The 24807-nt window shown below is 37.4% G+C and carries 22 protein-coding genes and 1 riboswitch; of the genes, 8 read left to right on the plus strand and 14 right to left on the minus strand.

The window, feature by feature from the left end; all coding sequences use genetic code 11:
• Positions 1 to 134 precede the first annotated feature (134 nt).
• Positions 135 to 317: a DUF4177 domain-containing protein gene (locus tag AC1RFD_RS09155; RefSeq protein ID WP_048392326.1), complete on the minus strand. Its 183-nt coding sequence runs from the start codon at positions 315 to 317 to the stop codon at positions 135 to 137.
• 139 nt (positions 318 to 456) lie between these two features.
• Between AC1RFD_RS09155 and AC1RFD_RS09160 the strand changes: the two genes are divergently transcribed.
• Both AC1RFD_RS09160 and AC1RFD_RS09165 read left to right on the plus strand, forming a co-directional pair.
• A complete protein-coding gene (locus AC1RFD_RS09160; RefSeq protein ID WP_103118398.1) occupies positions 457 to 921 on the plus strand; it encodes a hypothetical protein in 465 nt (154 codons plus the stop codon).
• Positions 922 to 1098: 177 nt separating this feature from the next.
• Complete coding sequence (locus tag AC1RFD_RS09165; RefSeq protein WP_048392324.1) at positions 1099 to 1800, plus strand: response regulator transcription factor; 702 nt, start codon at positions 1099 to 1101, stop codon at positions 1798 to 1800.
• A gap of 21 nt (positions 1801 to 1821) precedes the next feature.
• Here the strand turns inward: AC1RFD_RS09165 and AC1RFD_RS09170 are convergent, their stop codons facing one another.
• The 4 genes from AC1RFD_RS09170 to AC1RFD_RS09185 form a co-directional block, all read right to left on the minus strand.
• Positions 1822 to 6957 (minus strand): ATP-binding protein, encoded by a 5136-nt coding sequence (locus AC1RFD_RS09170; RefSeq protein ID WP_492474852.1) that lies wholly within the window; start codon positions 6955 to 6957, stop codon positions 1822 to 1824.
• A 201-nt stretch (positions 6958 to 7158) separates the two neighbouring features.
• Positions 7159 to 7440: a hypothetical protein gene (locus tag AC1RFD_RS09175; protein ID WP_054549183.1), complete on the minus strand. Its 282-nt coding sequence runs from the start codon at positions 7438 to 7440 to the stop codon at positions 7159 to 7161.
• 345 nt (positions 7441 to 7785) lie between these two features.
• Positions 7786 to 8829: a hypothetical protein gene (locus AC1RFD_RS09180; RefSeq protein WP_054549182.1), complete on the minus strand. Its 1044-nt coding sequence runs from the start codon at positions 8827 to 8829 to the stop codon at positions 7786 to 7788.
• A 98-nt stretch (positions 8830 to 8927) separates the two neighbouring features.
• A complete protein-coding gene (locus AC1RFD_RS09185) occupies positions 8928 to 9821 on the minus strand; it encodes an AraC family transcriptional regulator (RefSeq protein ID WP_054549181.1) in 894 nt (297 codons plus the stop codon).
• A gap of 106 nt (positions 9822 to 9927) precedes the next feature.
• Between AC1RFD_RS09185 and AC1RFD_RS09190 the strand changes: the two genes are divergently transcribed.
• Positions 9928 to 10845 (plus strand): DMT family transporter, encoded by a 918-nt coding sequence (locus AC1RFD_RS09190; protein WP_054549180.1) that lies wholly within the window; start codon positions 9928 to 9930, stop codon positions 10843 to 10845.
• A gap of 160 nt (positions 10846 to 11005) precedes the next feature.
• Positions 11006 to 12055 (plus strand): Cj0069 family protein, encoded by a 1050-nt coding sequence (locus tag AC1RFD_RS09195; protein ID WP_048392318.1) that lies wholly within the window; start codon positions 11006 to 11008, stop codon positions 12053 to 12055.
• 30 nt (positions 12056 to 12085) lie between these two features.
• On the opposite strand, the gene AC1RFD_RS09200 is transcribed toward AC1RFD_RS09195, so the two are convergent.
• From AC1RFD_RS09200 to AC1RFD_RS09210, 3 genes are all read right to left on the minus strand, one after another.
• Positions 12086 to 12718 (minus strand): LysE family translocator, encoded by a 633-nt coding sequence (locus AC1RFD_RS09200; protein WP_492474853.1) that lies wholly within the window; start codon positions 12716 to 12718, stop codon positions 12086 to 12088.
• A 102-nt stretch (positions 12719 to 12820) separates the two neighbouring features.
• On the minus strand, positions 12821 to 13549 hold the full coding sequence (locus tag AC1RFD_RS09205) for a tetratricopeptide repeat protein (RefSeq protein WP_492474854.1): 729 nt from the start codon (positions 13547 to 13549) through the stop codon (positions 12821 to 12823).
• A 105-nt stretch (positions 13550 to 13654) separates the two neighbouring features.
• Positions 13655 to 15367: a methyl-accepting chemotaxis protein gene (locus AC1RFD_RS09210; protein WP_054549178.1), complete on the minus strand. Its 1713-nt coding sequence runs from the start codon at positions 15365 to 15367 to the stop codon at positions 13655 to 13657.
• Positions 15368 to 15569: 202 nt separating this feature from the next.
• Here AC1RFD_RS09210 and AC1RFD_RS09215 point away from each other — a divergent pair, with 202 nt between their 5' ends.
• From AC1RFD_RS09215 to nspC, 3 genes are all read left to right on the plus strand, one after another.
• Entirely contained in the window at positions 15570 to 15776 is a 207-nt protein-coding gene (locus AC1RFD_RS09215; protein ID WP_054549177.1) for a hypothetical protein, read from the plus strand.
• A gap of 439 nt (positions 15777 to 16215) precedes the next feature.
• The gene (locus tag AC1RFD_RS09220) at positions 16216 to 17445 is read left to right on the plus strand and encodes a saccharopine dehydrogenase family protein (protein WP_048392314.1); all 1230 of its coding nucleotides are present in this window, start codon (positions 16216 to 16218) and stop codon (positions 17443 to 17445) included.
• Positions 17442 to 18581, plus strand: coding sequence for a carboxynorspermidine decarboxylase (nspC, locus tag AC1RFD_RS09225; protein WP_004231219.1), 1140 nt, complete (start codon positions 17442 to 17444; stop codon positions 18579 to 18581). Before AC1RFD_RS09220 ends, nspC begins: the two co-directional genes overlap by 4 nt.
• Before the next feature lie 45 nt (positions 18582 to 18626).
• On the opposite strand, the gene AC1RFD_RS09230 is transcribed toward nspC, so the two are convergent.
• The 6 genes from AC1RFD_RS09230 to mce form a co-directional block, all read right to left on the minus strand.
• Positions 18627 to 19508 carry an amidase gene (locus AC1RFD_RS09230; RefSeq protein WP_066036258.1) on the minus strand — a complete coding sequence of 294 codons (882 nt, stop codon included), beginning with the start codon at positions 19506 to 19508 and terminating at the stop codon, positions 18627 to 18629.
• A gap of 43 nt (positions 19509 to 19551) precedes the next feature.
• Positions 19552 to 19643: riboswitch (cyclic di-GMP riboswitch) on the minus strand.
• A 136-nt stretch (positions 19644 to 19779) separates the two neighbouring features.
• Positions 19780 to 20268: a chemotaxis protein CheW gene (locus tag AC1RFD_RS09235; protein ID WP_054549175.1), complete on the minus strand. Its 489-nt coding sequence runs from the start codon at positions 20266 to 20268 to the stop codon at positions 19780 to 19782.
• Between the two features lie 23 nt (positions 20269 to 20291).
• A complete protein-coding gene (locus AC1RFD_RS09240) occupies positions 20292 to 21407 on the minus strand; it encodes a M20/M25/M40 family metallo-hydrolase (protein ID WP_054549174.1) in 1116 nt (371 codons plus the stop codon).
• Between the two features lie 134 nt (positions 21408 to 21541).
• Positions 21542 to 22495 carry a hypothetical protein gene (locus AC1RFD_RS09245; protein WP_054549173.1) on the minus strand — a complete coding sequence of 318 codons (954 nt, stop codon included), beginning with the start codon at positions 22493 to 22495 and terminating at the stop codon, positions 21542 to 21544.
• Positions 22496 to 22601: 106 nt separating this feature from the next.
• Entirely contained in the window at positions 22602 to 24149 is a 1548-nt protein-coding gene (locus tag AC1RFD_RS09250; RefSeq protein ID WP_009370220.1) for an acyl-CoA carboxylase subunit beta, read from the minus strand.
• Positions 24150 to 24154: 5 nt separating this feature from the next.
• A complete protein-coding gene (gene mce, locus AC1RFD_RS09255; RefSeq protein ID WP_004231207.1) occupies positions 24155 to 24568 on the minus strand; it encodes a methylmalonyl-CoA epimerase in 414 nt (137 codons plus the stop codon).
• A gap of 125 nt (positions 24569 to 24693) precedes the next feature.
• On the opposite strand from mce, the gene prli42 reads away from it, so the two are divergent.
• Entirely contained in the window at positions 24694 to 24789 is a 96-nt protein-coding gene (gene prli42 / locus AC1RFD_RS09260) for a stressosome-associated protein Prli42 (RefSeq protein ID WP_009370219.1), read from the plus strand.
• Positions 24790 to 24807: the final 18 nt, after the last annotated feature.

A 24807-nucleotide genomic window follows, 5' to 3' on the forward strand; every position in this document is an offset into this window, starting at 1 on the left:
TTTGTTTTGTAAATGCTATTTCTATATTTTTCTGAATACACTATTTTTGTTAATAAAAACAGCAAATTTTGTATTAAAATAAGAAAACGCTAAACTCCCACCATTTATGGCAAGAATCTAGCGTTCATTGATAGTCATGATAATAATCTCTCAAAAATGATTTCATAGTCTGTTGGTTTCCCATGACCATTATAAGCAATCGGCAATACTTGCACTAAACGCCAACCTTGCTTCGCGTATTCTTCGATTGTTTTCCGATAGGTAGATTCCTGAAAAAAGCTACCTAAATGTGTTTGTACAAATTTATACTCATACATTCACTCACCCCCTGTAAATCTTTACGTAACTACGGAGTCAGGGTTTCAATAATTAGCAGGTTCTCGTTTTTGAATATTATGATTATTTTAAAGGATTTTAATCTTCACTCGTAGTATTAAACTACATGGGGGTGGTAGTATGTTTGGCATTTTTAAAGAACCAGCGAAGATCATCGATACATATGAACAAGTGCATTCAATTTTAAAATCATTACTTACCTATGAACTAAAAGAATTACCTAATCGTTATGAATTTTGGTATCGTGTGGCCATCCGTCAAGAGGAGTATCGGACATTACAAGCAGAGCATCGGGCAAAAATCTCAATGACTTCTGCCGTAGGACGTTTTCATCAAACACAATATGAAGTGATGACACAGAAATTAGCAAAGTTTGAACGCTTATCCGATATTTATAAACTATTTTGTATTGAAGAAGAACGAGAGCTATTAAACCATCGTCTCTCTTTTCATCAAGAAACGATTGCTGCCATCTATGAGCATGTTCAACATAAAGAGCTTTATACGTACAGTGATAGTGTTCAACAGCAATTTTGGGAGGCCATCCGTGACGATCTACTCCATGCTATCGCACACCTAGATTAATTTTTTAGAGACTTCATTTTCTCATGGGAAATAGAAGTCTTTATTTTTTTTAGTAAACTTGCATGATTATTTTGACTAAGGTTATGAGGGATTCTAAAATCATTCGAGTCCTAAGTCTTCTAATTCCCAACCTAGACAAAAGTTGGTATATTTGAAATAGGAAGGTGATTAATAGATATGTCGAACGAGAAAATTTTAATAGTGGAAGATGATATAGATATTATGGAGGTTTTATCGCTCACGCTAGCTAATGCTAACTATAATGTATTAAAGGCATCATCTCTATCCAGTGGCTGGCATCTCGCTGTCACGCAACAACCAGATTTAATCTTGTTAGATGTTAATTTACCAGATGGTACAGGCTTCGAGTTAGCCAAAAGAATCCGTGATGTATCGGATGTCATTATCATTTTTGTGACCGTCAATCATCTAATTGAACAGAAACTTGAGGGCTTTGAGGTGGGGGCAGATGATTATATGACAAAGCCATTTATTCCAAAAGAATTATTGGCCCGTATCCAAGCAAATTTAAAAAGAAGAAACCCAACAAAGAAAAGTAATATTGTACATATAGATAATCTGTCCATACATTTAGATGAGAAAAATGTTTATAAGGATGGACAGCTTTTAAATTTATTTACGAAGGAGAAGCTACTCCTTTTTTTTCTAATTGAGCATGCGAATCAAGTGATTAGTGTCGATCAACTCATTGATCATGTGTGGGGCTATGACGGTGTCACTGATTTGAAAACCGTATCTGTCCATATTAGTACGCTTCGTCGTAAAATTGAAGATATCCCCTCAAAGCCGAAATGGATTCAAACAGTGAGAGGCTTTGGCTACCAATTCGTTTATAAAAAAGAGAGTGGTGAGAAGTAAGAAAACACTCACCACCCCTTTTTAATTTTTTACCAATACCTTAACTAGTGGTAATGTAAAGCTAAATATGCTTCCTTCATTTTCAAGACTTTCAACAAAAATCTCACCATTATGCTGGCGAACAATTTGTTTACAGATAGCTAAGCCAATGCCATGCGAATGTGCTTCATGAGTGTTAGTTGCTCGATAATAGCTATCAAAAATAAAGGGAAGATCACTCTCAGCAATACCAATGCCACTATCTGCTATCGAACAAATCAAGTGCTTGTCCTCTACATGGAAGGACAATTGAATACCACCATTTGATGTATATTTCATTGCATTGGTCATGATATTTTCAATCACTTGATTGATTCGCGTTTTATCAATCAGTAGCTGAGCTTCTTCATGACCGTAAAAGTGAGCACTGAATGCTAATCCTGATTGTTTTACTTCATCCTCATAACGGGTTGCCATTTGTAAAAATAATTCCTTTGCCTTTACCTCTGTAAAAGAAAATTCTGCTCTACCAGCTTCTAGATTTGCTAAATCAAACAAATCTTGAATTAAGTTATTTAATGATAATAGCCTTTCTTTACTTCGTATTAAATATTTCTTTCTGGCTACTGCGTCATCAATCACGCCCTCTAGCATAAGTTCTATATACCCTAATGTAGAGGTTAACGGGGAGCGTAATTCATGGGAAATACTATGCAAGAGTTTTTTACGTTCCAGTTCATTTTTTTCTAAACGTTCATTCATTTTTATCAAATGCCGATTCGTCTCATCTAGCTCCCTAGTACGCAACTGAACACGTTTTTCTAAATCTCCATATATTTTCGCATTTTCAAAAGAAACGGCAATTTGAGCCGCAATTACTTTCAATAGCTGAACATGAGATGGATGGAAGGCATTCGTCATTAAAGTATTCTCAAAATACAATATCGAAATAATTTCATTTTGATGGATAATCGGTAGGCAAAGAATAGATTTAGCCGTCGAATAGGAGAAAAGAGGATGCTGTGTTATTTGTGTATTGTCGATAATCACATGCTCTTTACTATTAAGAACATAGCGTATTATCGATTGCATATTCGCATTAAAATTCTCCATACTTTGTTGATCATACATCGTAAATGTTTTTTCCGCAGCTTCCGCCTTTGCTAACACCAATAATTCCTGCTGCTGTTTATGAATGAAATAGCCACTATCTGCCCCCACATGCTTTAACAGTGAAAACAATATTTTATGCAGTAAATCTTCCATACGAATAGCTGTTGCAAATGATTGAGTCGTCTCAAAAACCGTCATCATATCAAACGTGAGTGATTCTCTACTGTGATTCTCCAGTTTGCGATGCACTTGATATTCTCTTGCCCATCTGCTAGCAACTGTTTCTGCTCCCCACGTTTCAATACTTTGAATACCATTCAATATATAATGCCTTGCCGTTTTCTTTTGCTGTTTTGCGAGATAATAGTTTGCAGCTCGTTCATATGCTAAGGCTGTATCCTGTACAAAACCATTCATACTTGCTAATCGTATTGCTCGGTCATAATAGAGTTCTGCCTCACTGTCGTTATTGTGTAAACGGTAATTCTCTGCCATTAATAAAGCATAGAGATGCTCATAATTTTCTGAAGAATAAACAGCCCATTTCTTAAATTTCTTGAGGCTTTGACGTATATCCGTTAAAAATAACCTCTGCTCCTGTACCTGACAATTTTGACTAAGCAGAAAGTGAAATTGCCACATGGCCCGATAAAAATAATAGACCGTGGTGATTGGTAATGTATAAGTGTCCTTACTTAGCTTCTTTAATTCCACCAGAATCGCTTTCCCTTGTATTTCATCCGCTAATAAAAAGGACATTTGTAAACGCAAAGTATAATGCATGATTTTAATAGCAGGCTGATCCTGTATTGTGATGGGACAAGCCCAATATACAGGATGATGTGGAGAACGGAGGATATTCATCCATCTCCCCATTTCGGCTAAAAAGTCAATCGAAAGGGTACTTGCATGAATAGAAAATTCCTCTTGTTGTCGTCTAATTTCTTGTTGTAAATCCTCTAGGTTAACACCCTGAATAAGGCGTATAGCGACAATAAAACATGATGCTGAGGATACTAAATGATATAAGCCAAGCTCTTGGCTTTTTGCTTGAGCCTCATTAATATATTGAATACTGGTTTCATAGGGCTCTGTCCAATGACTGATAAACACGCCATACACATAATAAGTATGGCCCTTGATATATATGCTTTCTTGGTTATCCGCAACAATGATGGCAAGTTTGCCAAAGCGAGTGGCTTCTTTTATATTGGCAAAACCTGCATTTAAAAGCATAGCATAGTTAATCAATACCATGCCGCTTTTCGATGTAGCGCCATACTTCAACTGTAAACGCAGCCCTTTCATTAAAAGAATGCCTGTTAAGTTAGGATTTAATAGGAAAGCACTTGCCGTCATATTAATAATTAAATGAATCAAAATATCAATTTCTTTACTATTCGTTGGCGGATGCTGCAACAAGTCTTGGTCAGACATATGTCGCAATGCCCATTTCAACAATAGATACTCTTTTAGAAGCTGTGACTTTTTAGGATATGCTGAAATTTTAAGATTCGCAACTTGAAAACCTGCCAAGCCTGCTTCTAGACCAATAGTAGGGTTATCGGACTCAATGTATAATACCGTTTTCAAATTGTTAATCATCAGTTTTTCTAATTTTGTCTCTGCATGTTGCAAAGCTTCTGTTAAATGCATTTCCGATTGTTCGTAGTGGCCTGTTAAATATTCACATTCACCTAAATTCGCATATAATTTAACCGACTGTTCTCTCCTAGTCTCCCAATGATCAGGCGTCAATAGTTCTTTACTAGTTGTAAAAAATTTTAGCGCATTGTCAAAGAGCCCTATTCTTTTAGCCTCAATACCGAGTTGATAATTCCAGATAGCCAGCTTTTGCTTTTCTTCCCCAGTCAATAAGTGGCGACTGTAATTGAAATGCATGACGATTTCGCTTAATCGATCATGATCTGCAGCCATTTGAGAGTCATCTGTTAAAAGCTGGCCAATTTGATAATGGTATTTAGCACGCAATTGCCCTGATAAGTCCTGATAAGCTACTTGTTGAATACGATCGTGAACAAATTGGAATTTGGTAGAAAATGTATGTAAAATTCCTTCATGCTCTAACGTACTTGCCCATTTATAATGGGCATCTAACGGAATAATAAAGCCATTCTCAACAAGTGTTTCAAGGTGTTTTAATAACGCTTGAGCTGATAAGGACACGAGCTTTAAGACATCTGTAAATTCAAAGCGCTGACCAAAACATGCAACTATGCGTAAAATCTCATGGGCTTCTGTTGTTAAATTAGCCATTCTAGTTTCAATAAAGACAAGTAGCTCGTTGTTCAATCGGGATAAATTAAATTTCTTACGATTAAACTCCCATTCTTTTGTTGTTGCATTAAGATAAATTGTGTTATCTTGCTGGAGTGATCGAAACGCCTCTTTCACAAATAACGGATTCCCGTTGGTCAAATTAAATAATTGCTTGGCAATTATCTGTATGGTATGAGGCTTTGCATGGAAAGACGCCTCCAACCATTGTTGAACATGTTGTTCCTGAAGCAAGGGTAAATGGATATGATGACCGCTCGAAAAACTAGAAGTTCTTTGCTGATTTTCCTCCTCTGCGCTGTCCTTATTCACTCGGAATGTACCAATCATCATAAAGTATCCTGCTCGGTGTTGCTCAAAAATTTGGGTCATAATTTCAACTGTACTTTGATTGGCCCAATGCAAATCATCTACAAACCATATAACTGGTTTCTTCTGCATAGCAAATGTTAATAAAATTTTTTGAATCGATATAAACGTATAGGAATGGAGCTGTTTTGTATTTTGGCTAACTTCTTTTTGGAAATGTACTTCCTCCTTCACAAACCATTTAAGTTCAGGTAATAGATGGATAAGTTCATCTGTCACAACTAATTTAACCTCTTGAAATAATTTTTTCCATAAATGGACAGACCTTTCACCTTCCATATAAATAAATTTCAATAAACTCCTTAAAGGATGGATAACAATGGAATAGTCATTTTCTAATTGCAATTGCTCATACTTAGTTGTAATAAAATAGCCTTTTGCGGCCGCTATTTCACCCTTTAATTCTTGAACTAACTTGGACTTTCCATACCCTGCTTGTCCTGATATCGTAACCATCTTTTTGTCACCTTTTGCAACCTGACGAAAAACAGAGGAAAGCTCTGCGAATTGCGATTCTCTCCCATAAAGCTTAGTAGACAGTCCCGTATTCAGATGCAAATCCTGTTCACCAAGCAGGAAATTTTCAAGCGGTTCGTTTACTAAAAGTTTCTGTTGGATTTGTAGCAAATCCTCTCTCAAACCAATGGCACTTTGATAACGATCAGCTGGGTTTTTAGCTAATAGCTTTTCAATCATTTCCCAAAGCAATGAATGGTAACGACTGTCTAAACTTACCAATGGTTCTGGTTTTTTTGTGATGATTTCATAAATCAAATCGACGGCATCCTTTGCTTGAAAAGGCAATTGACCGCCCAGTATTTCGTAAAAAATGGTCCCCAGTGCATATAAATCTGTCCGATAGTCTACCTCTAAATGAAGTCTGCCAGTTTGCTCAGGTGCATAATAGGGTAGCTGTTCTAGTCGTTCATAGGGATTTTCAATCACAACTGGAGATTCTACATCATATTTTGTACTAAATTCAGAGCTTAATAGTTTTATTTTTAAAGAATTAGGATTGATTAAGATTTGATTAGGATGTAGGTGTAGATAAAGTAAACCACTTTGTTGCATTTTCATACAAATATTGACAAGGTCAATGGCAATCTGGAGAAATTGATGCAAAGAAATCAATTTATTACTGAATTGCTTTAAGGGGACTCCATTAAAATTTTCATAGATGATCGCATATTGATCATCTATATAATCAATAGCTATTGGCTTTAATAACCAAGGATTTTGCTCATTCGAAAACAAGGAAAATTCATATTGTAGTTTGGCTCTTGTCTCTGCTGAATTATGATGAACACTTTTTACCAGTACCAGTTTGTTAAACTTCTTCATATACATTCTCTGTAGATGCCAATCTTGACTAGACTGTAAAAGAATGCAATCGTTCATACACAATCCCTCCTCTTCTATGCTAGTATTTATCATCTTTGTAACCGCTTTATATTTTTGCAATGCTACTCTTCGAATGAACAGATAGTAGCGCTTCTCAATAACTCCTCTTTACTTGTTGTAGTGTCGATCATAATAGGACAGATATCCTTTACATAAAAAACACCAGTAAAGGAATACTTGCTCGTAGATTTTGATCGACTAGAAAGATGCCGAGGTTTTTGTTTTCGTATCTTTTGTTACTCTTACATTTTCTAACATTACTTGTTCTTTAAGAACATCGATTGGATGTACGGGAATAAAAATTTTTGTAATGCTGTCAGAAATGGTATGTTGCTCATTAAGCTTATTATAATATTTCTCCAATAAATGCGCTTCGCCTTTTATTAAAGAAAGTTTTGGAACAAGTGATCTGGTGTTTGTAATCTGCTCATATCGTCTTTCTGTCCTTAATTCTGCTAGTGCAGGCTGGAATTTTGTCATTTCAATCCGTTCACTACATACCAAAGGATGGCTGTTGCTCTGTCATAGACTGTATTTGATTGATCTCTTCGTTATTGGAACTTCCATATAGCCATGTTGAACATTGCGGTTTTTTAATCATGTACTAATTCGTGCTGTTATTACACTTCCCCTTTTATCTCAGGCATACAATTTTCTCAATCTTTCGCTAAAACAAAGCCCTCCTGTAAATCAATCATTCTCAGTACATTAAAACTATAAAATCCGAAGGTTAAAATTAGTTTAAATAGTATTAAAATCAATCAATAAAAAAATAGTCAATGTTTTGATCACAAAACATTGACTACTACTTTTTTATTAGTAATTTTAATGATGTTGGCTCATTGCCATTCCTTCTACAAGCATTTGTCTAAATTCTTGAACCTGGTCTGCTTTAATGGCTATGTGACTATAGTGCTTCTTGATCCCTAGCATAAACGTTACTTCCACAGGCTCCTTCATTTTCAAAATAAAATGCGGATAGGCCTCACCAAAATCACGTGCTATAAAGTCTATCGTATCTTTTGATAATTTTCCCTCTAACCGCTCCTTGTCTTCGATGATTTCAGCAATATGATCAAAACGAATTACAGTACGTTTCATTAATCCCAGAGATAAGTACAATGTATCATTTGTGACATAAACAGGATTTAGGCGAATAGCCTGCATATCCGCAAGAAAGAAGATTACTGAATAAATATTAAAAACAAGCAACACAATGGAAAGTATCATTGACTTTTCATGTAGCCACCAGTGAATACCAATCGTTTCAATAGCAATCCCATGAATAATCATGAGCTGAAAAGCGATATAGCTAGAATTTTTATGCAAAGATAAACCTTGTCGTTCTTGTCTTTTCCAACTCGCGAAACCATAATAAAGCACTAATAAATCAGCACAGATCAACTGAATAACTGGATGCTTGGGTGCATGTTTTTCTACAGCTTTTGAAAATGAAAAGAGATCTGGTAAAGAGCTTCTCCGCACTTCCCCTAGGATTTTTGGCAGGTATCGTACAAGTGTTGCCACTAGGATAATTTCTAATAGAATAATAGACCCTTCAATCGCAAAGCCAGCCCATGTCACTGCCACATAAGGCTGAAGGTGTTCCATAGGAATGATAAAACGTGCAGCAATACAGCCAGCTGCAGCTAATAGGATGGCTTGCTTTAATGAAAATTTACCTTTATAAAGCATAAATAGCACAGGCACCACCACAATACAGTCAATTAATGAGCCCATGACAACACCATTTGTTTCGATAGGTAAAAGGGATGTGCCAAATCCTGTATTATAGAGTGTATAGTTACTCGCTAATACCACTAATAATAAGGCTAGCCAAATATTTTGCTTACTTTTTAAGACCATCATTCACAATGCCCCCTCTCTACTAATAATTTTACTTTATGCCAAATGGTTCATCTTGTATAGAATTTGAGAATAAAAGATGGTCCTATTTCCATTCACGTTCAATTATTTTTCACACTTAAAAACTTCTTACGATAAACATGTGGCGGATAGCCAGTGTATTCTTTAAACTTTTCAATATAATAACTGACGGTACTAAAGCCTGTATTAACAGCTATTTCTGTTATCGATAGCTCATTACCTTTCAATAATTCTATGCTTTTGCGCAGTCGATATTGGCATAAATAGGTAAACGGTGTCATGCCCACTATTTTCTTAAAAAAACGACTACATTCAGCGCGACTTATATACACATGGCCAGCTAAATCTTCTAATGCTATTTTCTGCTGATAATGTGCATGTAAAAAATCTAGCATAGCTTTTGCTCGTTCATGCTGCACAATAGTGGCAGAATCCATTATTTGTTCTGTCAATAAGGATTGGGTTAGCATGGATTCCCAAATAAATAGAAGCTCTCTCCGTACCTTTAACTCAAAAAAAGCGGTTTGCTCTCGCATTAATTCCGCAATCGTTGCTACTTTCTGTGCCAACTCTCCTGTTAGTTTGACATAAGGTATTCGATTACTTGTAATATACGGTTCTACATATTTTGAGAAAAAGATACTGCCCTCATGCCCCCCCATTAACTTTGGATCTACATTTACACAATAAACGATCGCTTGCTCGATTTGATAAGGCTTTGCTTCATGTAATCCAGAGGCATTAATAAAGAGCCCCTCGCCTTGGTTCAAAACAAAAACGTCCGTCCCCACTCGATACTGAGCACATCCCTTTTTTATCAAAACAAATTGTATTTCTTTATGCCAATGGAGAGGTAGAAAATCCATGCTTTCTAATCGCATAATCGTTTCATACAAGGCAACTGGAAATTCTTTTGTTCCATGCAAGGTTAATTCTTGTAAATCCTTGGCAATTTTAATATGTGTTAACGGCATCTCTAACACCTCAATATATTGATATTTTATTGGATTAAATCGATATTTATTTCCACTTAATCACTTTATAATCATCTTATATTGATAGTTTAGGAGATGTAAACAGATGAATCAAATTATCCAAAATAAACGTACACTGGGCTTTCTACTAGTTATTCTTGGAGCAAGTTTCTGGGGAATCGGAGGGACCGTTGCCCAACGACTATTTCAGCAGGACAATTTAGAGGTCGGCTGGCTTGTTTCTAGTCGTTTACTTTTAGCAGGTCTGTTACTAATCGCTATTTATAAAATGACCCATCGGCATGAATCCATTTTCGTCATATGGCGCACAAAGCAAAATGCTTTTAGACAAATTTTATTTAGCCTACTTGGCATGCTTGCTGTCCAATACACCTATATGATGTCAATCGCTATTGGTAATTCAGCTGTAGCCACATTATTGCAATATTTAGCACCACTGTTTATCATGGCTTATTACTTTCTAACGAGGCAAAGTCCATTGACAAAGCAGGATGGTATAGCTGTATCACTTACACTTGTGGGGACCTTTTTATTATTAACAAACGGTTCTTTTTCAACATTGTCCGTTCCTTTAATGGCTGTGTTATGGGGTATCTTATCTGGTCTTTCTGTTGCATTTTATACCATTTATGCCGTCCCACTTTTACAGCAATTCCATTCATTACTAGTTGTCGGCTGGTCGATGATCATCGGTGGTATAGTTATGAGTATAGCTCACCCACCATGGGCTATCGATCTATCTGATTGGACGTTTTCAACCATTGCCTATTTTCTCTTTATTGTTATTTTTGGGACAATGCTCGCTTTTTGGTTTTATATTGCTAGCTTGCACTATCTTTCACCAAAGGAGTCAAGCCTACTAGGTAGTCTTGAACCATTAATGGCTGTCATCACAAGTGTTTGGTGGTTAAAGATTGCTTTTGGTGGCTATCAGTTTATTGGTACATTGCTAATTCTTCTTATGATTTTATACCTTACAGTATTTCAGAAAAAGCAAACTTGAAAACAGAAAGTTAAGAGAGTTATGAATTTTAATAGTCAATACCTCCTATTACCGAGATAGTAATATATGAATTTATACATAAAATTTACATATTTTATCTATCTTTTCTCCTTATTTGTCTACTATACTGAACATAACAACAGATATAAGGAGGTATTTTATGGATAAAAAAGTTATTTTTTTCGAGGTGGAAGGCGGCACAGATAAAGGCCCAGATGGCTATCGCCCAGATACAATGCCAATGGTGGAAGCGCTACAGCAACGTGGACAGGATGCAGAGGTACTCTTCTTTGATATCACAAAAAAGCAGGAAATCTTTCACTATGTTAAGGAACATGGTATTGCCTATGTATCTCGCATTAACCCAGGCAACTTACAGCATGAGGAAGAGTACTTTGCTATGCTACGAGAGCTATGCCAAGCTGGCGTTATAGGGATGCCACATCCAGACGCCATGATTAGCTATGGTTCAAAAGACGTATTATCAAAACTGACGACAACAAATTTAGTACCTGATGATACATTTGCCTACTACACAATCGAAGCATTCAAAAAACAATTCCCTACTTCCTTAGCCTTAACAGAGCGTGTTTTGAAGCAAAATCGTGGTTCAACTGGAGAAGGTATTTGGCGTGTAAAATTGGTGGAACCGCTAGCAGAGGGTATCACTGAAGTGCCACTTGATGCACAAATCAAATGTACTGAAGCAAAAGATAATCATGTAGAATATTGGCAGCTTGGCGACTTTATGACATTTTGTGAGCAGTATATTACAGGGACGAATGGTATGTTAATCGATATGCGCTTTCTTCCAAGGATTACAGAAGGCGAAATCCGCTTATTCATGTTGCGCGATCATCCTGTACACGTCGTACATAAAAAACCAGCTGCTACCGAGGATGCCTTTAGTGCAACTCTATTCTCTGGCGCTCAATATCGCTATGACAAACCTGAAGACTGGCAAGAGCTGGTACAAAACTTTTTAAAGCAGCTCCCTCAAGTAACAAACCTACTAGGCAATTATGATTTACCGCTAATCTGGACAGCCGACTTTATGCTAGATACCAATGAAGTCGGAGAAGATTGCTATATTTTAGGTGAGATGAATTGTTCTTGTGTTGGCTTTACTTCAGAACTAGCATTAGCGCATGAAGTAGCAGAAGAAATTTTAGCTTGTTTAAAAGAGCATACTGAGGCTATTGCGCAATAAAAAAAGTGCGATCTTTAGGGATCGCACTTTTCATATATAAATCTTAATTCCTTGTATAAATTCATAGATAAAATAACAAGCAAAACCAATCAATAAGAATCCTGCGACAATTGTAAATGTCCTAATCATCTTCCGATTCATAGCTTTACGAGTAACCGAGACAATGGTCAGCAAACCGATATCGTGGAGTAAAATTCCACTTAAAACACCAGCAGCAATAATTAAAAAGCTCGTTGACTCCCCTTGTCCATAAGATTTTGCTAGCACCACACCAAATACGTTGACCCAAAAAACAAGATTACCAGGCGAAATGGCCACTAGTAAGCCGTTAAAATAAGAGGCAAAAAACGATTTGGTTACTTTTTCTCCTGCCAATGTAATATCATGGTCAGCGTTCTTGATAGAATCATAGCCTAACAAGAATAAAAAGCCCGCTCCAATAATCCACATAGGTAGTTGAATTAAAGGCATAGCCAAGATGGAAGCTAGTCCCATATACAAAGCAAAAACCAATACAATATCAATGGTCATGCCACCAAGTCCAACTGCCCAGCCGTGCATAAAACCATTTTTGAGTCCTTGCTTTGTCATTTCTACTGTAATAGCTCCTACAGGCATGGCAATGGCAATTCCTACCAATACATACGCTACATATAAACTCAAAAAAACACTTCTTTCATGTCATCGATAAGCTTCATACGTCCGTTTATGGTTTCACTATAGCATAATTATACTTGAAAGGAAATAATTATTAATAGATACCTGTTAGAGCATTTGCTTTTTCCATTGCGCTAACAAATCTTTTGACTTCTCCAAATCCAATTTCAATGTGACCTGCTTAGCTGTACAACGTTTTTTAGCTTTCTCCCATGCTTCTTCCAAGGCAGGTAAATAGCTTAAATTTTTTGTCGCTGCTACTAGCTGGAAAAATATATTACCTTGAATATAGTGCCAACGAGGATTCATTCCATCTAGGAGTATTGCTTCTTCAATCAGTCTTAATGCCAAATAAGGGCTACCTTCGTGACGATTTAAAAACTGTGCAAATGCTCCCCAATACAATGCCTTATTAGGCTGCAATTTGATTGCCTCCGCATACTGTACTGATGCCTTATCCTGTTCTTTTGCAAGGGCATAATATTCTGCCATTGTATAGTAGGCGTTCGCCTGCGCTTCTATAGGACCTGCTAATAATTCATCGACCACTTTACCAAATTGCTCATCATCCTGACTACCTATATAAGCTGCGAGAACATCTCGTTCTGGATACGAACCATCTGTACGTTCCTTACTTTGCTTTGCTTTGTCATCAGTAGGCTGAGGCATATTTGCATACCCATTTGCCTCTAGCATTGCCACATGCTGCTGAATGACTTGATAGGCCTCTTCTGCGATCGCTGTATCATTGCCCAATATTTCTTTAGCTAGTTGATAACTTTCCTTTACTTGACCACTCAAAAATAAGTCATTGACTTGTTGAACTTGCTCGTTCATTTGTTTTACCACCATTAAAATCCTCACCTTCGCAAAAGAAAAATCTTATTGCTAGTTTACCATTTAAGTAGTATAAGCAAAAGCCAACATGTCCTAATCTTTCTATTATTCTTTTAATTTAAACGCCTTTACATGCTGTTCGAGTGTGTGTGCCATGTGATTTGTTTCATTAGAGCCATGTGCCACCTCATCAATGCTTGCAGTTGTTTGCTGTGCTGCGACAGTAATCATATTCATCGTTTCTTCTATATCACGAATAGATTCTGTTAATTGTTGAATCATCTGCACAATACGTGTAGATTTTTCGTTTTCAGCGGTCATAGCATTAGAAATGGTAATCATTTCTTCTACTGTTGCAGCCACTGCTGTAGAAATATTTCCTAAAGATTGTGCGGTTAGACGTACTGTCTCTGTTCCTTTTTCAATATATTGCGTATTATCATTCGTAGATGACATGACCTGCTGCACATGCTTCATTATATCCTGAATAAGCTGTTCAACTTGCAATACCTCTTGATTAGATTGCTCAGCAAGCTTCCGTACTTCCTCAGCAACAATAGCAAAGCCTTTGCCATGCTCCCCTGCTCTAGCCGCTTCAATGGAAGCATTCAGTGCTAGCAAATTTGTTTGTGATGCGATGTTTGCAATAGACGTTGTAATCGTTTGAATTTTGGTTGCAGATGTAACCAAGTTTTCTACTGTTTGTTGTACCTCACCCGATCCGCTGTGGATTAATGCCATATCATTGCTTATATCTTTTGCTAGTCGCTCACCCTCTGTTGCTAATTCCATCGTTTGTCTAGCATTATCAGCACTGTTATTGGTATTGCTTTGAATCATTTGAAGGTCCTGCGCTAAAGAAGTAAGAACATCTGTCGCATTTTCAGCATGGTGCATCCCTGCCGTCACGGCACTTGTTACCTCTTCGATATTATTAGCGACACCTTGAATGGTATTGCTCATATCGTTCAGGGTGGAAGCGGTTTCATCTGCGTTATTCGTTAAAGTGTTAGAAGTGGAACGCATCGTCATAATCATATTTTGTAAATTAGCTGTCATTCGATTTAATGTATTCGCTAAATCCGCTACTTCATCTTTACTGTTAATTTTTGTTTCAGGTACAGCTAAATTACCATTGGCAATTTCTTTCGCCTGCTGAATCAGCACACTAATCGGTCTTACTTTACGACGAATTAAAAAGCCTGTAATGATGGAAGCAATTAGCATAGGGAAAATACTAATTAAAATCCCATTTCGTACAACATCCCATGTTCGCTCCTTCACGATATTAGCATCAAAGTCGATGACACTAATGGCAATAATTTCTTTACTGGAATCATGGTCTTTAAAAATAGGGGCATAGCCAGATAAACGGTCCATCCCTGCATAGGTATAAGGCTGTGAATATGTTGGATGCTTATGTGTAAGCAACATATCAATAGCTTCTTTATCTAAATAAAATTGATCACCAGGGGCATAACCTTTTTCAGCCAAATGATCATCAAGCGCTAATAATGTGCCATCCAACGATAAAATATATTGTGTTTGGAAAATATCTTTATGACCTGTTGTCCAGTTCAAATCGTTCCCAATGCTTTCCTGTACAGCCTTGTCGCCTTGAATGGCCTTGTCCAATTGTTGCGGATTGATCAAACCTGTCGTAATATTGGCACAGCCATAGGCCTCAACACCAGCAGCATCATAAAGTTTATTGTAAGCAGTTATGTATGTAGCGAACGAAGTAATCCCTAGCATCACCACTAAAATACCAGCGATAATCGTCCCAAGTTGAAAAGTTAATGAATTGCGTAATTTCACGATCCATCCTCTCCCCTTTCTTGTAATAATCTATGAATATTCCTTTTGTGTTTCATCATACTACAAAAAGATGTATTAAAAAAGCATCTTTAATTATTCTAGTAAGATAAAAACATTGGAAAAAGTTCTGAATTGTGCGATAATTGAAGTTAATTATCTTAAATCCTGAGCATTACCAATTCATCTAATAGGAGGGCTTGCTATGAATAAACGCTTTCATCTAGTATCGATTGTTACAGGCAACTTGTTAACAATAGGGGCCATTTTTATTTATGCCATGCAAAGTCAAGTGGGAGTAGCCCTCAGTACGTATGCTCTTGTGATGGGTTTTTTTAGTACTTTGCTTGTGATTTTCTTCTATATATGGGGGGAAGAAAAACAACAAGTATCCAATCGTTTTCTGAAATAATATGCATCATTTTCCAGTACACAGATACCTGTAGCACGTTTAATGTGGTTCCTTCCCTTTCTATATGTAGAGGGATTTTTTTATGTAAAGTTAGTAGAAATGATTTAGTAGATGGTATCAAATCGTCAATCGGAAGAGATACTATGTCAAAACATTCATTTAGAAAAATATTTACTTGATGTCGTAGTATCTTGGATGAATTGTGATGAAACTTCACCAATTATTTAAGTCTATACAACAGCTATTTTTACTAAAATGGCGTTGTAGATTTATTCATGATTCCCTTCTTTTCCGAGGCATTCCCCTCCGTATACGTCTAATTGTTGTAGAAAAATAAAATTTTTTGTAGAAAATTTTAAAACAATGATTGAGTAGTATATCAATTTTCTGTATAATCAGCTTGTTTGACAATACTTTATATGAACTTGGGGGTAGACAATTGGGTAAAGCATTGATTATCGGAGCTGGCGGAGTTGCCAGTGTTGTGGTACACAAGTGTGTTCAAAATTCGGACGTATTTGAGGAAATTTGTATCGCAAGTAGAACTGTTTCAAAATGTGACGCTCTAAAAGAAAAACTAGACGGCGGAAAAACAAAAATTCATACTGCACAGGTAGACGCAGACAATACAGAAGAGGTTATTGAGCTTATTAAAGCTTTCGGACCAGATGTAGTGATTAACGTGGCTCTACCTTATCAGGACTTAACGATTATGGATGCTTGCTTAGCGACAGGTGTGCACTATGTGGATACTGCAAACTACGAGCCACCTGAAACGGCAAAATTTGAATATAAATGGCAATGGGCTTATAAAGAGAAGTTTGAAAAAGCTGGCTTAACTGCATTACTTGGAAGCGGTTTTGACCCAGGTGTAACAGGCGTTTTCACAGCTCATGCACAAAAACATGAATTTGATGAAATCCACTATATCGATATCGTGGATGCCAATGCGGGAGATCATGGATATCATTTCGCAACAAACTTCAACCCAGAAATTAACATTCGTGAAATTACAGCGAATGGTCGTTACTGGAAAGAAGGCGAGTGGATTGAAACTGCACCACTTGAGAAAAAAGAAGTGTATAACCTACCTGAAATCGGACCAAAAGATATTTACCTTCTATACCATGAAGAGCTTGAATCCCTTGCAAAAAATATCAAAGGTTTAAAACAAATCCGCTTCTGGATGACGTTCTCTGAAAAATACTTAACACACTTAAAAGTGTTAGAAAACGTAGGTATGACATCAATTGAGCCAATCGAATTCGAAGGGCAAATGATTCAACCAATCCACTTCCTTAAAGCGGTATTACCAGATCCAGCTTCACTTGGACCACGTACAAAAGGTAAAACAAACATCGGTTGTATCATTCGCGGTCTAAAAGATGGCAAAGAAAAAACGTACTATGTGTACAACGTATGTGACCACGAAGAGTGCTACAACGAGGTTGGTTCACAAGCGATTTCTTACACAACTGGCGTACCAGCTATGATCGGTGCAATGCTTGTGATGAACGGTGAATGGCGTAAACCAGGTGTATGGAATGTGGAAGATTTCAATCCAGATCCATTCATGGATGCACTAAATAAATGGGGTCTACCATGGCAAGAAAGCCATAACCCAGAATTATTAGACCTTGATTTAGATGCAAAGGAATTAAGCCGATGAAACCAATTGATTTTTCAAAAGTTCCATCCCCTTCTTATGTAGTGGATGAGCGATTATTAACAAAGAATCTTGAGCTTTTAAAATCAATTCAAGATCGAACAGGCTGCCGCATTTTATTAGCCCTTAAAGGCTTCTCTATGCATTCAACATTCCCACTAGTAGGGGAATATTTAGCGGGCATTACATCTAGCTCACTGCATGAGGCACGTCTTGGCTATGAAAAAATGGGCAAAGAAGTTCACGTTTATGCACCTGCTTATATTGAGCATGAAATGGACGAGCTTCTAGGCTATGTGGATCACATCGTATTTAACTCATTTAACCAATGGGCTCAGTTCAAGGATAAAGTTAAATCTGCTGGTAAAACAATTGAATGTGGTATTCGTGTGAATCCTGAATACTCTGAAATTGAAACAGCTCTTTATGATCCTTGTTACACAAACTCTCGCCTTGGTACAACATTGGCTAACTTTGATAAATCACAGCTTGATGGTATCGATGGCTTACACTTCCATGCGATGTGTGAACAAAATTCTGATACATTAGAGCGTATTATTGAAGTAGTTGAGGAAAAATTTGGTGATGTTTTACACCAAATGAAATGGTTAAACTTCGGTGGCGGTCACCATATTACACGTGATGATTATGATGTAGAAAAACTTGTGAACATCATTAATTATATTCAAGAAAAGTATAACCTGCTTGTTTATCTTGAGCCAGGTGAAGCAGTAGCCCTTAATACAGGCTATTTAGTAGCAACGGTGCTAGATATTCAAGAAAATGGAATGGATCTTGCTATTTTAGATACATCAGCAACATGTCACATGCCTGATGTACTTGAAATGCCTTACCGTCCAATGATTATTGGTTCTGGACAAGCAAATGAATTAGCACACACGTATCGCTTAGGTGGACTAACATGTCTAGCTGGTGATGTGATTGGCGATTATTCGTTTGAACAGCCATTAAAACCAGGTGATCGTCTTGTATTCACAGATATGGCTCATTATTCAATGGTGAAAAACCATATGTTTAACGGTGTCAACTTACCATCTATCGTTTCTTATAATGATGAAGAAGGTATTAAAGTCATTCGTGAATTTAAATTCGAGGACTACAGTGGTCGACTGTCCTAATACCAATAGAAAAGCCCTTCCAGTTTAACACTGGAAGGACTTTTTTTATGGACGCATGGTCATCCAATTCTCCACATAATGAATGGCTACTCCATGAAAAGCATCGTTATTTGAAAAATGTCGCTGAACAAGTATAAGCTGTTCATTCATAAAGGCTTCTCCATTATCATAAAAAGTAATATTTTCCCCTTCCTCTGAAGCGCCTGTTTCTACACCAATTACAATTGATTTATTCACAGTGGAAGCATACGCGATTTCATGTTCTACAATAGAGATAATATCTTTTGCAGCATCACGATAGGCCATGATCGTCACACTATCCGTATGCTCAATGACCCAATCAGCTAATAACCCTTTTCCAAATTGGTTATTATACTGAACTTCATCAAACCAAAATGGCATATCTACTTCTAAAGTAAGTTGTAACTGACTTGCTTTCTCACTTGCTTTCATTATTAGTGTTTGATAGGATTCTATCGTTTGTGCTTGATGTAAGCTCCATCCACTATTTAAATAAGGTTCTACATCAAGATGAACCCCAGAAAATTGCTCAGATTCAGTTGAATTCTCATTATATGTATGTAACCAATTAAACAATTCGTCTTGGCTTCGACTACCCTCAGCTGAAACCCAGCTTGCAGCACCATCCAATGCATAAATGCGAATACCTCTGTGAGAAGCGTTACTAATAAAATGCTTATAGTCATTGCTCGCTATGCCTTGATCGATTTGCAGATAAACTTTATTGACATCGTTATGTTCTAAAAATAATAATATTTTTTCTTGGTCATCAATGATGAGGGATGTATCCCACAGCCAAGTAGCCTTTTCCTGTATAGACATTGCATCAACCTTTCCACTTGATAAAGCTAATGAACTAATCATGATGACGATTAGTGCGGTCCATACTTTTAATTGTCTCTTCATACGAACTAACTCCATTCTACTCGCCACGGCTCCTAGAACAGAACCTGGCAACCTGACAATCTTGCACTGAAATTATAGTGTTTAGACTCATGGCTTTGCGTCCCTCCCTTTCGGTGAAGTTTGCCTTTTTCAGTTTTTTCTTAATCATTATCATACGCGGTTAGCAATTGTTTGTCTGTAGGTATAATGCATAATTGTCACATGTATGATCAGGTAAAAACGACAAAATACAGGTTAAATTTACTATTCAAACATAAAAAACGTAGAGTACTTAAGCCTCTACGTTTTTCTTTTCATTTTCAAGCATTTTGTGTAAATAATCGATAATTTCCCTAATGCCCTCTAATGAATTAACCAGTATTTTTGGATCAACATATGTTATCATTCGATTTTCAAGATTAGCTACCGCAGTAAAATAGCGTGTTTTACTATAATTGACTAGACCCAATTGCTGAAGTACTGATTCATCGAAATCAAGAATTTCACGTGCTTCTGTAACAAGTAATCCATAATTAACAACATCTGTATTCAACACAATGATACGAGCAGTTGCTGTATTCGATGAACGATTGTACAGTATGCGTTCAAAATCAAGAACAGGTACAAGCTCTCCGCGAATTCTTGTAAAGCCTAGAAGATAGTTAGGTAAATGAGGAATAGGTGTTACTTGCTCTAATTTTTCAATTGAAATCGCTTGCTCCACAGGCACAGCATACTCCTCTGTCCCACAAGCAAAAACGACTGCTTTGACACTTTCCATAGGGTCACATCCTTATTCGACTGTTAGTTTTTCGCCGATTCTTTGACGATTTCTACTAGTAAATCTGCTAATTTTTCAAGTTCTTCTACTGGTATTTTTTCATTTGTTGTATGGATATCCTCGTATCCAACAGATAAATTAACTGTAGGAATACCAAAGCCTGCGATGACGTTTGCATCTGAGCCTCCACCAGAAATGCCTAGTGTCGGTGTACGATCAATATTGCGTGCAGCAGCCATAGCTACCTGAACTACTTTATCCGATTCCGTTACACGGAAGCCTGGATACATTAGCTTCACTTCTACCTCTGCACGTGCGCCTAAAGAAGCAGCTACTTGTTCAAACGTATCTTGCATATGCTTTGTTTGCGCATCCAATTTAGCTTTGTCTATAGAGCGTGCTTCTGCAAGGATTGTCACTTCGTCACAAACAATATTCGTCGCTTGTCCACCTTCAAAACGCCCAATATTCGCTGTTGTTTCTTCATCTAAACGACCTAGTTTCATTTGAGCAATGCATTTTGATGCGACTGTTATGGCAGAAATGCCCTTTTCAGGAGCAACCCCTGCATGTGCCGTTTTTCCAATAATCTTTGTGAAAATTTTCGCTTGGAATGGTGCTGCTGTCACGATACCACCAACTTTGCCATCGCTATCAACCGCAAATCCATATTTTGCTTTAATGTTAGCTGGATCTAACTCTTTAGCGCCAACAAGGCCACTTTCTTCACCAGCCGTAATAATAAATTCAATATCGCCATGTGCAATATTTTGCTCTTTCAAACGTTTGACCATCTCAAATAGAGCAGCTAGTCCTGCTTTATCATCGGCACCTAAAATCGTTGTACCATCTGATACGATATAGCCATCTTCACGTAAAGACGGTTTGATGCCTTTTCCTGGAACGACAGTATCCATATGAGAAGTGAAATAGATTGGCTCTACATCCAATGTGCCTTTTAATGTGGCAATAATATTACCTGCCCCATGTCCATTACGCGTATGTGCATCGTCTTGAATCACTGAAAATCCAAGTGCAGTTAACTTATCTACAAGAATTGGTGCTATTAGTTGTTCATGTTTTGTTTCCGAATCAATTTGTACGAACTCAAAAAACTCTTCTACTAAACGACTTGTCATGTTGTAAAACTCCCTTAGTTTACGTGTATTTCCACGTTATAGTATATGTATCATTTTAGCACAACGTCAGAAGAGTTGAAATCATTGAACAATACTACCAAAATAAAAAGTCTGAGAAAAATCTCAGACTTTCCCTAGTCATTGAAAATAAGCTCTTTTTCTTTTTCTAATGATTGTAGGTAGTTGACAGCTTTATTATGTTTATCCTGTAAGCGCCAAATCGTATTATGTACATCATCTTGAACACGCGAGACCTGTTCCCTTGCTGTCGAGATTTTAGAATGAACAGACCATGCTGAAAAAATATCATCAAAAAAGTAATCAGCAAACTTAACAAACCCATCTGTTTCAATATGCATCGATTTCGTAGACATTTCATGAACATCTAATAATTCATTATGAAACCGTTGTAACGCAATTTGAGCACTATGTAAATAGTTTTCAGACTGATCGAGTGCATCATGCTTTAAGTGCGTAGCAATCAGCCCACCGCCAAAAAATGTATCCCATGTGGAATATCCATTGGCCGAATGTAATGAAGCTGCTGCTTGCCCTAGCCTTGTAAGAGCTACTTCTCCCGCTTCCTCCGCCTCTTTAATTTCTCTAATGAGCTGCTTTGTTAGCATTTCCTCATGTGCTAAATGCTCTAGCCTTTCTGCTTGGGCAGCATCATGAATCTGTAAATACTTCTTCTTTTTAAGGTAGACCTGTTGAAGTGATTGCTGTAGCGCATTTTCATCAATCTGGGCAAGCTGATTCATCACTTGCACGTTGTCCTCTGCTAAATCATTTTGCATTTTCTTTGCTTCATTCAGCTTTAATTCAAGTACTGCCGCCTTATCAATTTTTTCTGCCCTCAGTTCATCTTGTTGCCCTGTCCATGTACGAATCATATTCATAAACGAGAAACCATCCAATTTATCAAGTTTGGATCGAATTTGGTGGAGTGCTGCTGTATGAGTGTCTATTTCCTGTTGTGTATGTTTAATTTGCCCATCAATTAACTGATTTTGTTCGTTTAATCTAGATGCTTTTCTAAGTTGTGCATGAATCTTTTCTTGCTCTGTTTGTAATTGCTTCCATTCCATTCATCTCAACTCCTCATATCTATCAGTACGGATGACAAACAAAAATGTTTCACTTTTTGGCAATGAAAAACCTAGCAACTTTTGAGCTGCTAGGCTTGTATGACTATTATAGAGGAATATTACCGTGCTTTTTCTCTGGACGTGTTTCATGTTTGTTTGACAGCATATCAAGTCCTTGAATCAGCTTGATACGTGTATCTCGTGGATCGATTACGTCGTCTACCATACCGCGAGATGCTGCAACATATGGGTTAGCAAATTTCTCTTTATATTCTTCGATTTTTGCTGCACGAGTTGCTTCTGGGTCATCTGATTTTGCAATTTCACGGGCAAAAATGATGTTAGCTGCGCCAGCAGCACCCATAACAGCAATTTCAGCATTTGGCCATGCAAATACAAGGTCAGCACCAATTGATTTAGAGTTTAACGCAACGTAAGCGCCTCCATAAGCTTTTCGTAAAATCACTGTAATTTTTGGAACAGTCGCTTCTGAATAAGCATAAAGAATTTTCGCACCATGACGAATAATACCACCATGTTCTTGTTTAACACCTGGGAAGAAGCCAGAAACGTCTTCAAATGTGATGATTGGGATATTGTATGCATCACAAGTACGAATGAAACGAGCTGCTTTATCAGAAGAATCGATATCTAAGCCACCAGCAAGAACTTTTGGTTGGTTACAAACAAGTCCAACTGATTCGCCAGCAATACGTGCAAAACCGACTACTACGTTTTTAGCAAACTCTGCATGTACTTCCATGAACGAACCTTCATCCACTACTTGCTCAACAACTTTACGTACATCATATGGACGTGTTGTTTCGATTGGTACTGTATCTACGATTTCTGGACGGTAGTCATCCCCTTCAGGTCTAGCTTGACGAGGTGCCTTTTCTTTATTGTTTTGTGGTAAGTAGCTTAGTAGTTTTTTAATTTCATCAATCGCTGCCTCTTCAGAAGGAGCACGGAAATGAGCATTCCCACTGACCGCATTATTTACTTTCGAACCACCTAAATCTTCAGCAGAAATTTTCTCTCCTGTTACCGTTTCGATTACTTTAGGTCCTGTAATGAACATTTGAGATGTCTTATCCACCATTAGAATAAAGTCAGTAATAGCTGGAGAATAAACAGCTCCACCAGCACAAGGTCCCATAATCACAGAGATTTGCGGAATCACACCAGAATAAATGGCATTTCGGTAGAAGATATGACCATAGCCATCTAATGAAAGAACACCCTCTTGAATACGTGCACCGCCTGAGTCATTGATGCCGATAAATGGTGTACCATTTTTAGCAGCTAGATCCATTACTGTTGCCATTTTTTTCGCATGCATCTCACCAAGCGCCCCACCAAACACTGTGAAATCTTGAGAGAATAAGTATACTGGACGTCCGTTAATTTTACCGAATCCAGTTACGACACCATCACCAGGTCCCTCCATTTTTTCCATGCCGAAGTCTACTGTACGGTGTGTAATAAATGGGTTGATTTCGAAAAATGTACCTTCGTCTAGCAACAAGTCTATACGCTCACGAGCAGTAAGTTTCCCCTTCTCATGCTGCTTATCGATGCGATCATAGCCACCACCAAGTTCAATTACCGTTTTACGGTCATACAAGTCATTGATTTTGTCGAACATATCCATACTAATCACTTATCCCCTTTTCCACTTTTATCACATAATTCATATAACACCCCAAATGAGGATTTAGGATGCATAAACGCAACCTCTGCCCCTCCAGCACCTGGCCCTGGCTCTTCGGATAAGAGACGTACACCTTTTTCACGAAGCTCTGCCATTCGTTCACGAATTCCCGTCACACCAAACGCAACATGATGAATTCCTTCTCCACGTTTTTCAATAAAACCATGGATGGCACTTTTATCACTCATTGGTTCTAATAGCTCGATTTTCACGTTCCCTGCGTCGATAAATGCCACACGAACCTGTTGAGATTCTACTTCTTCCACTTTCATCAACTTTAAGCCCAAAGTTTCTGTATAATATGTAATGCGTTCATCAAGATCGCGCACTGCAATCCCAATATGGTCTACTTTCTCCATGGTGACATCTCCTTCTGTTATGGTACATACTCTATTTTACAGACTTTTTTGTCAAAACTCTACTACTTGAGAAATTTTTCAGATTTGCTAAACTATTTATAAGAAAAGAAGGAGCGAACGAGCATATGAGTAATAAAAAATTTCAAAAAGTCGTTATTTATAGTATGATCGCAATTATGCTAATCTCATCTCTAGCATTCGGATTATCTATGATAATTTAAGGCAAAGCACGAGGCGTC

This window comes from Lysinibacillus sp. GW823-FHT02G10 (assembly GCF_058797135.1).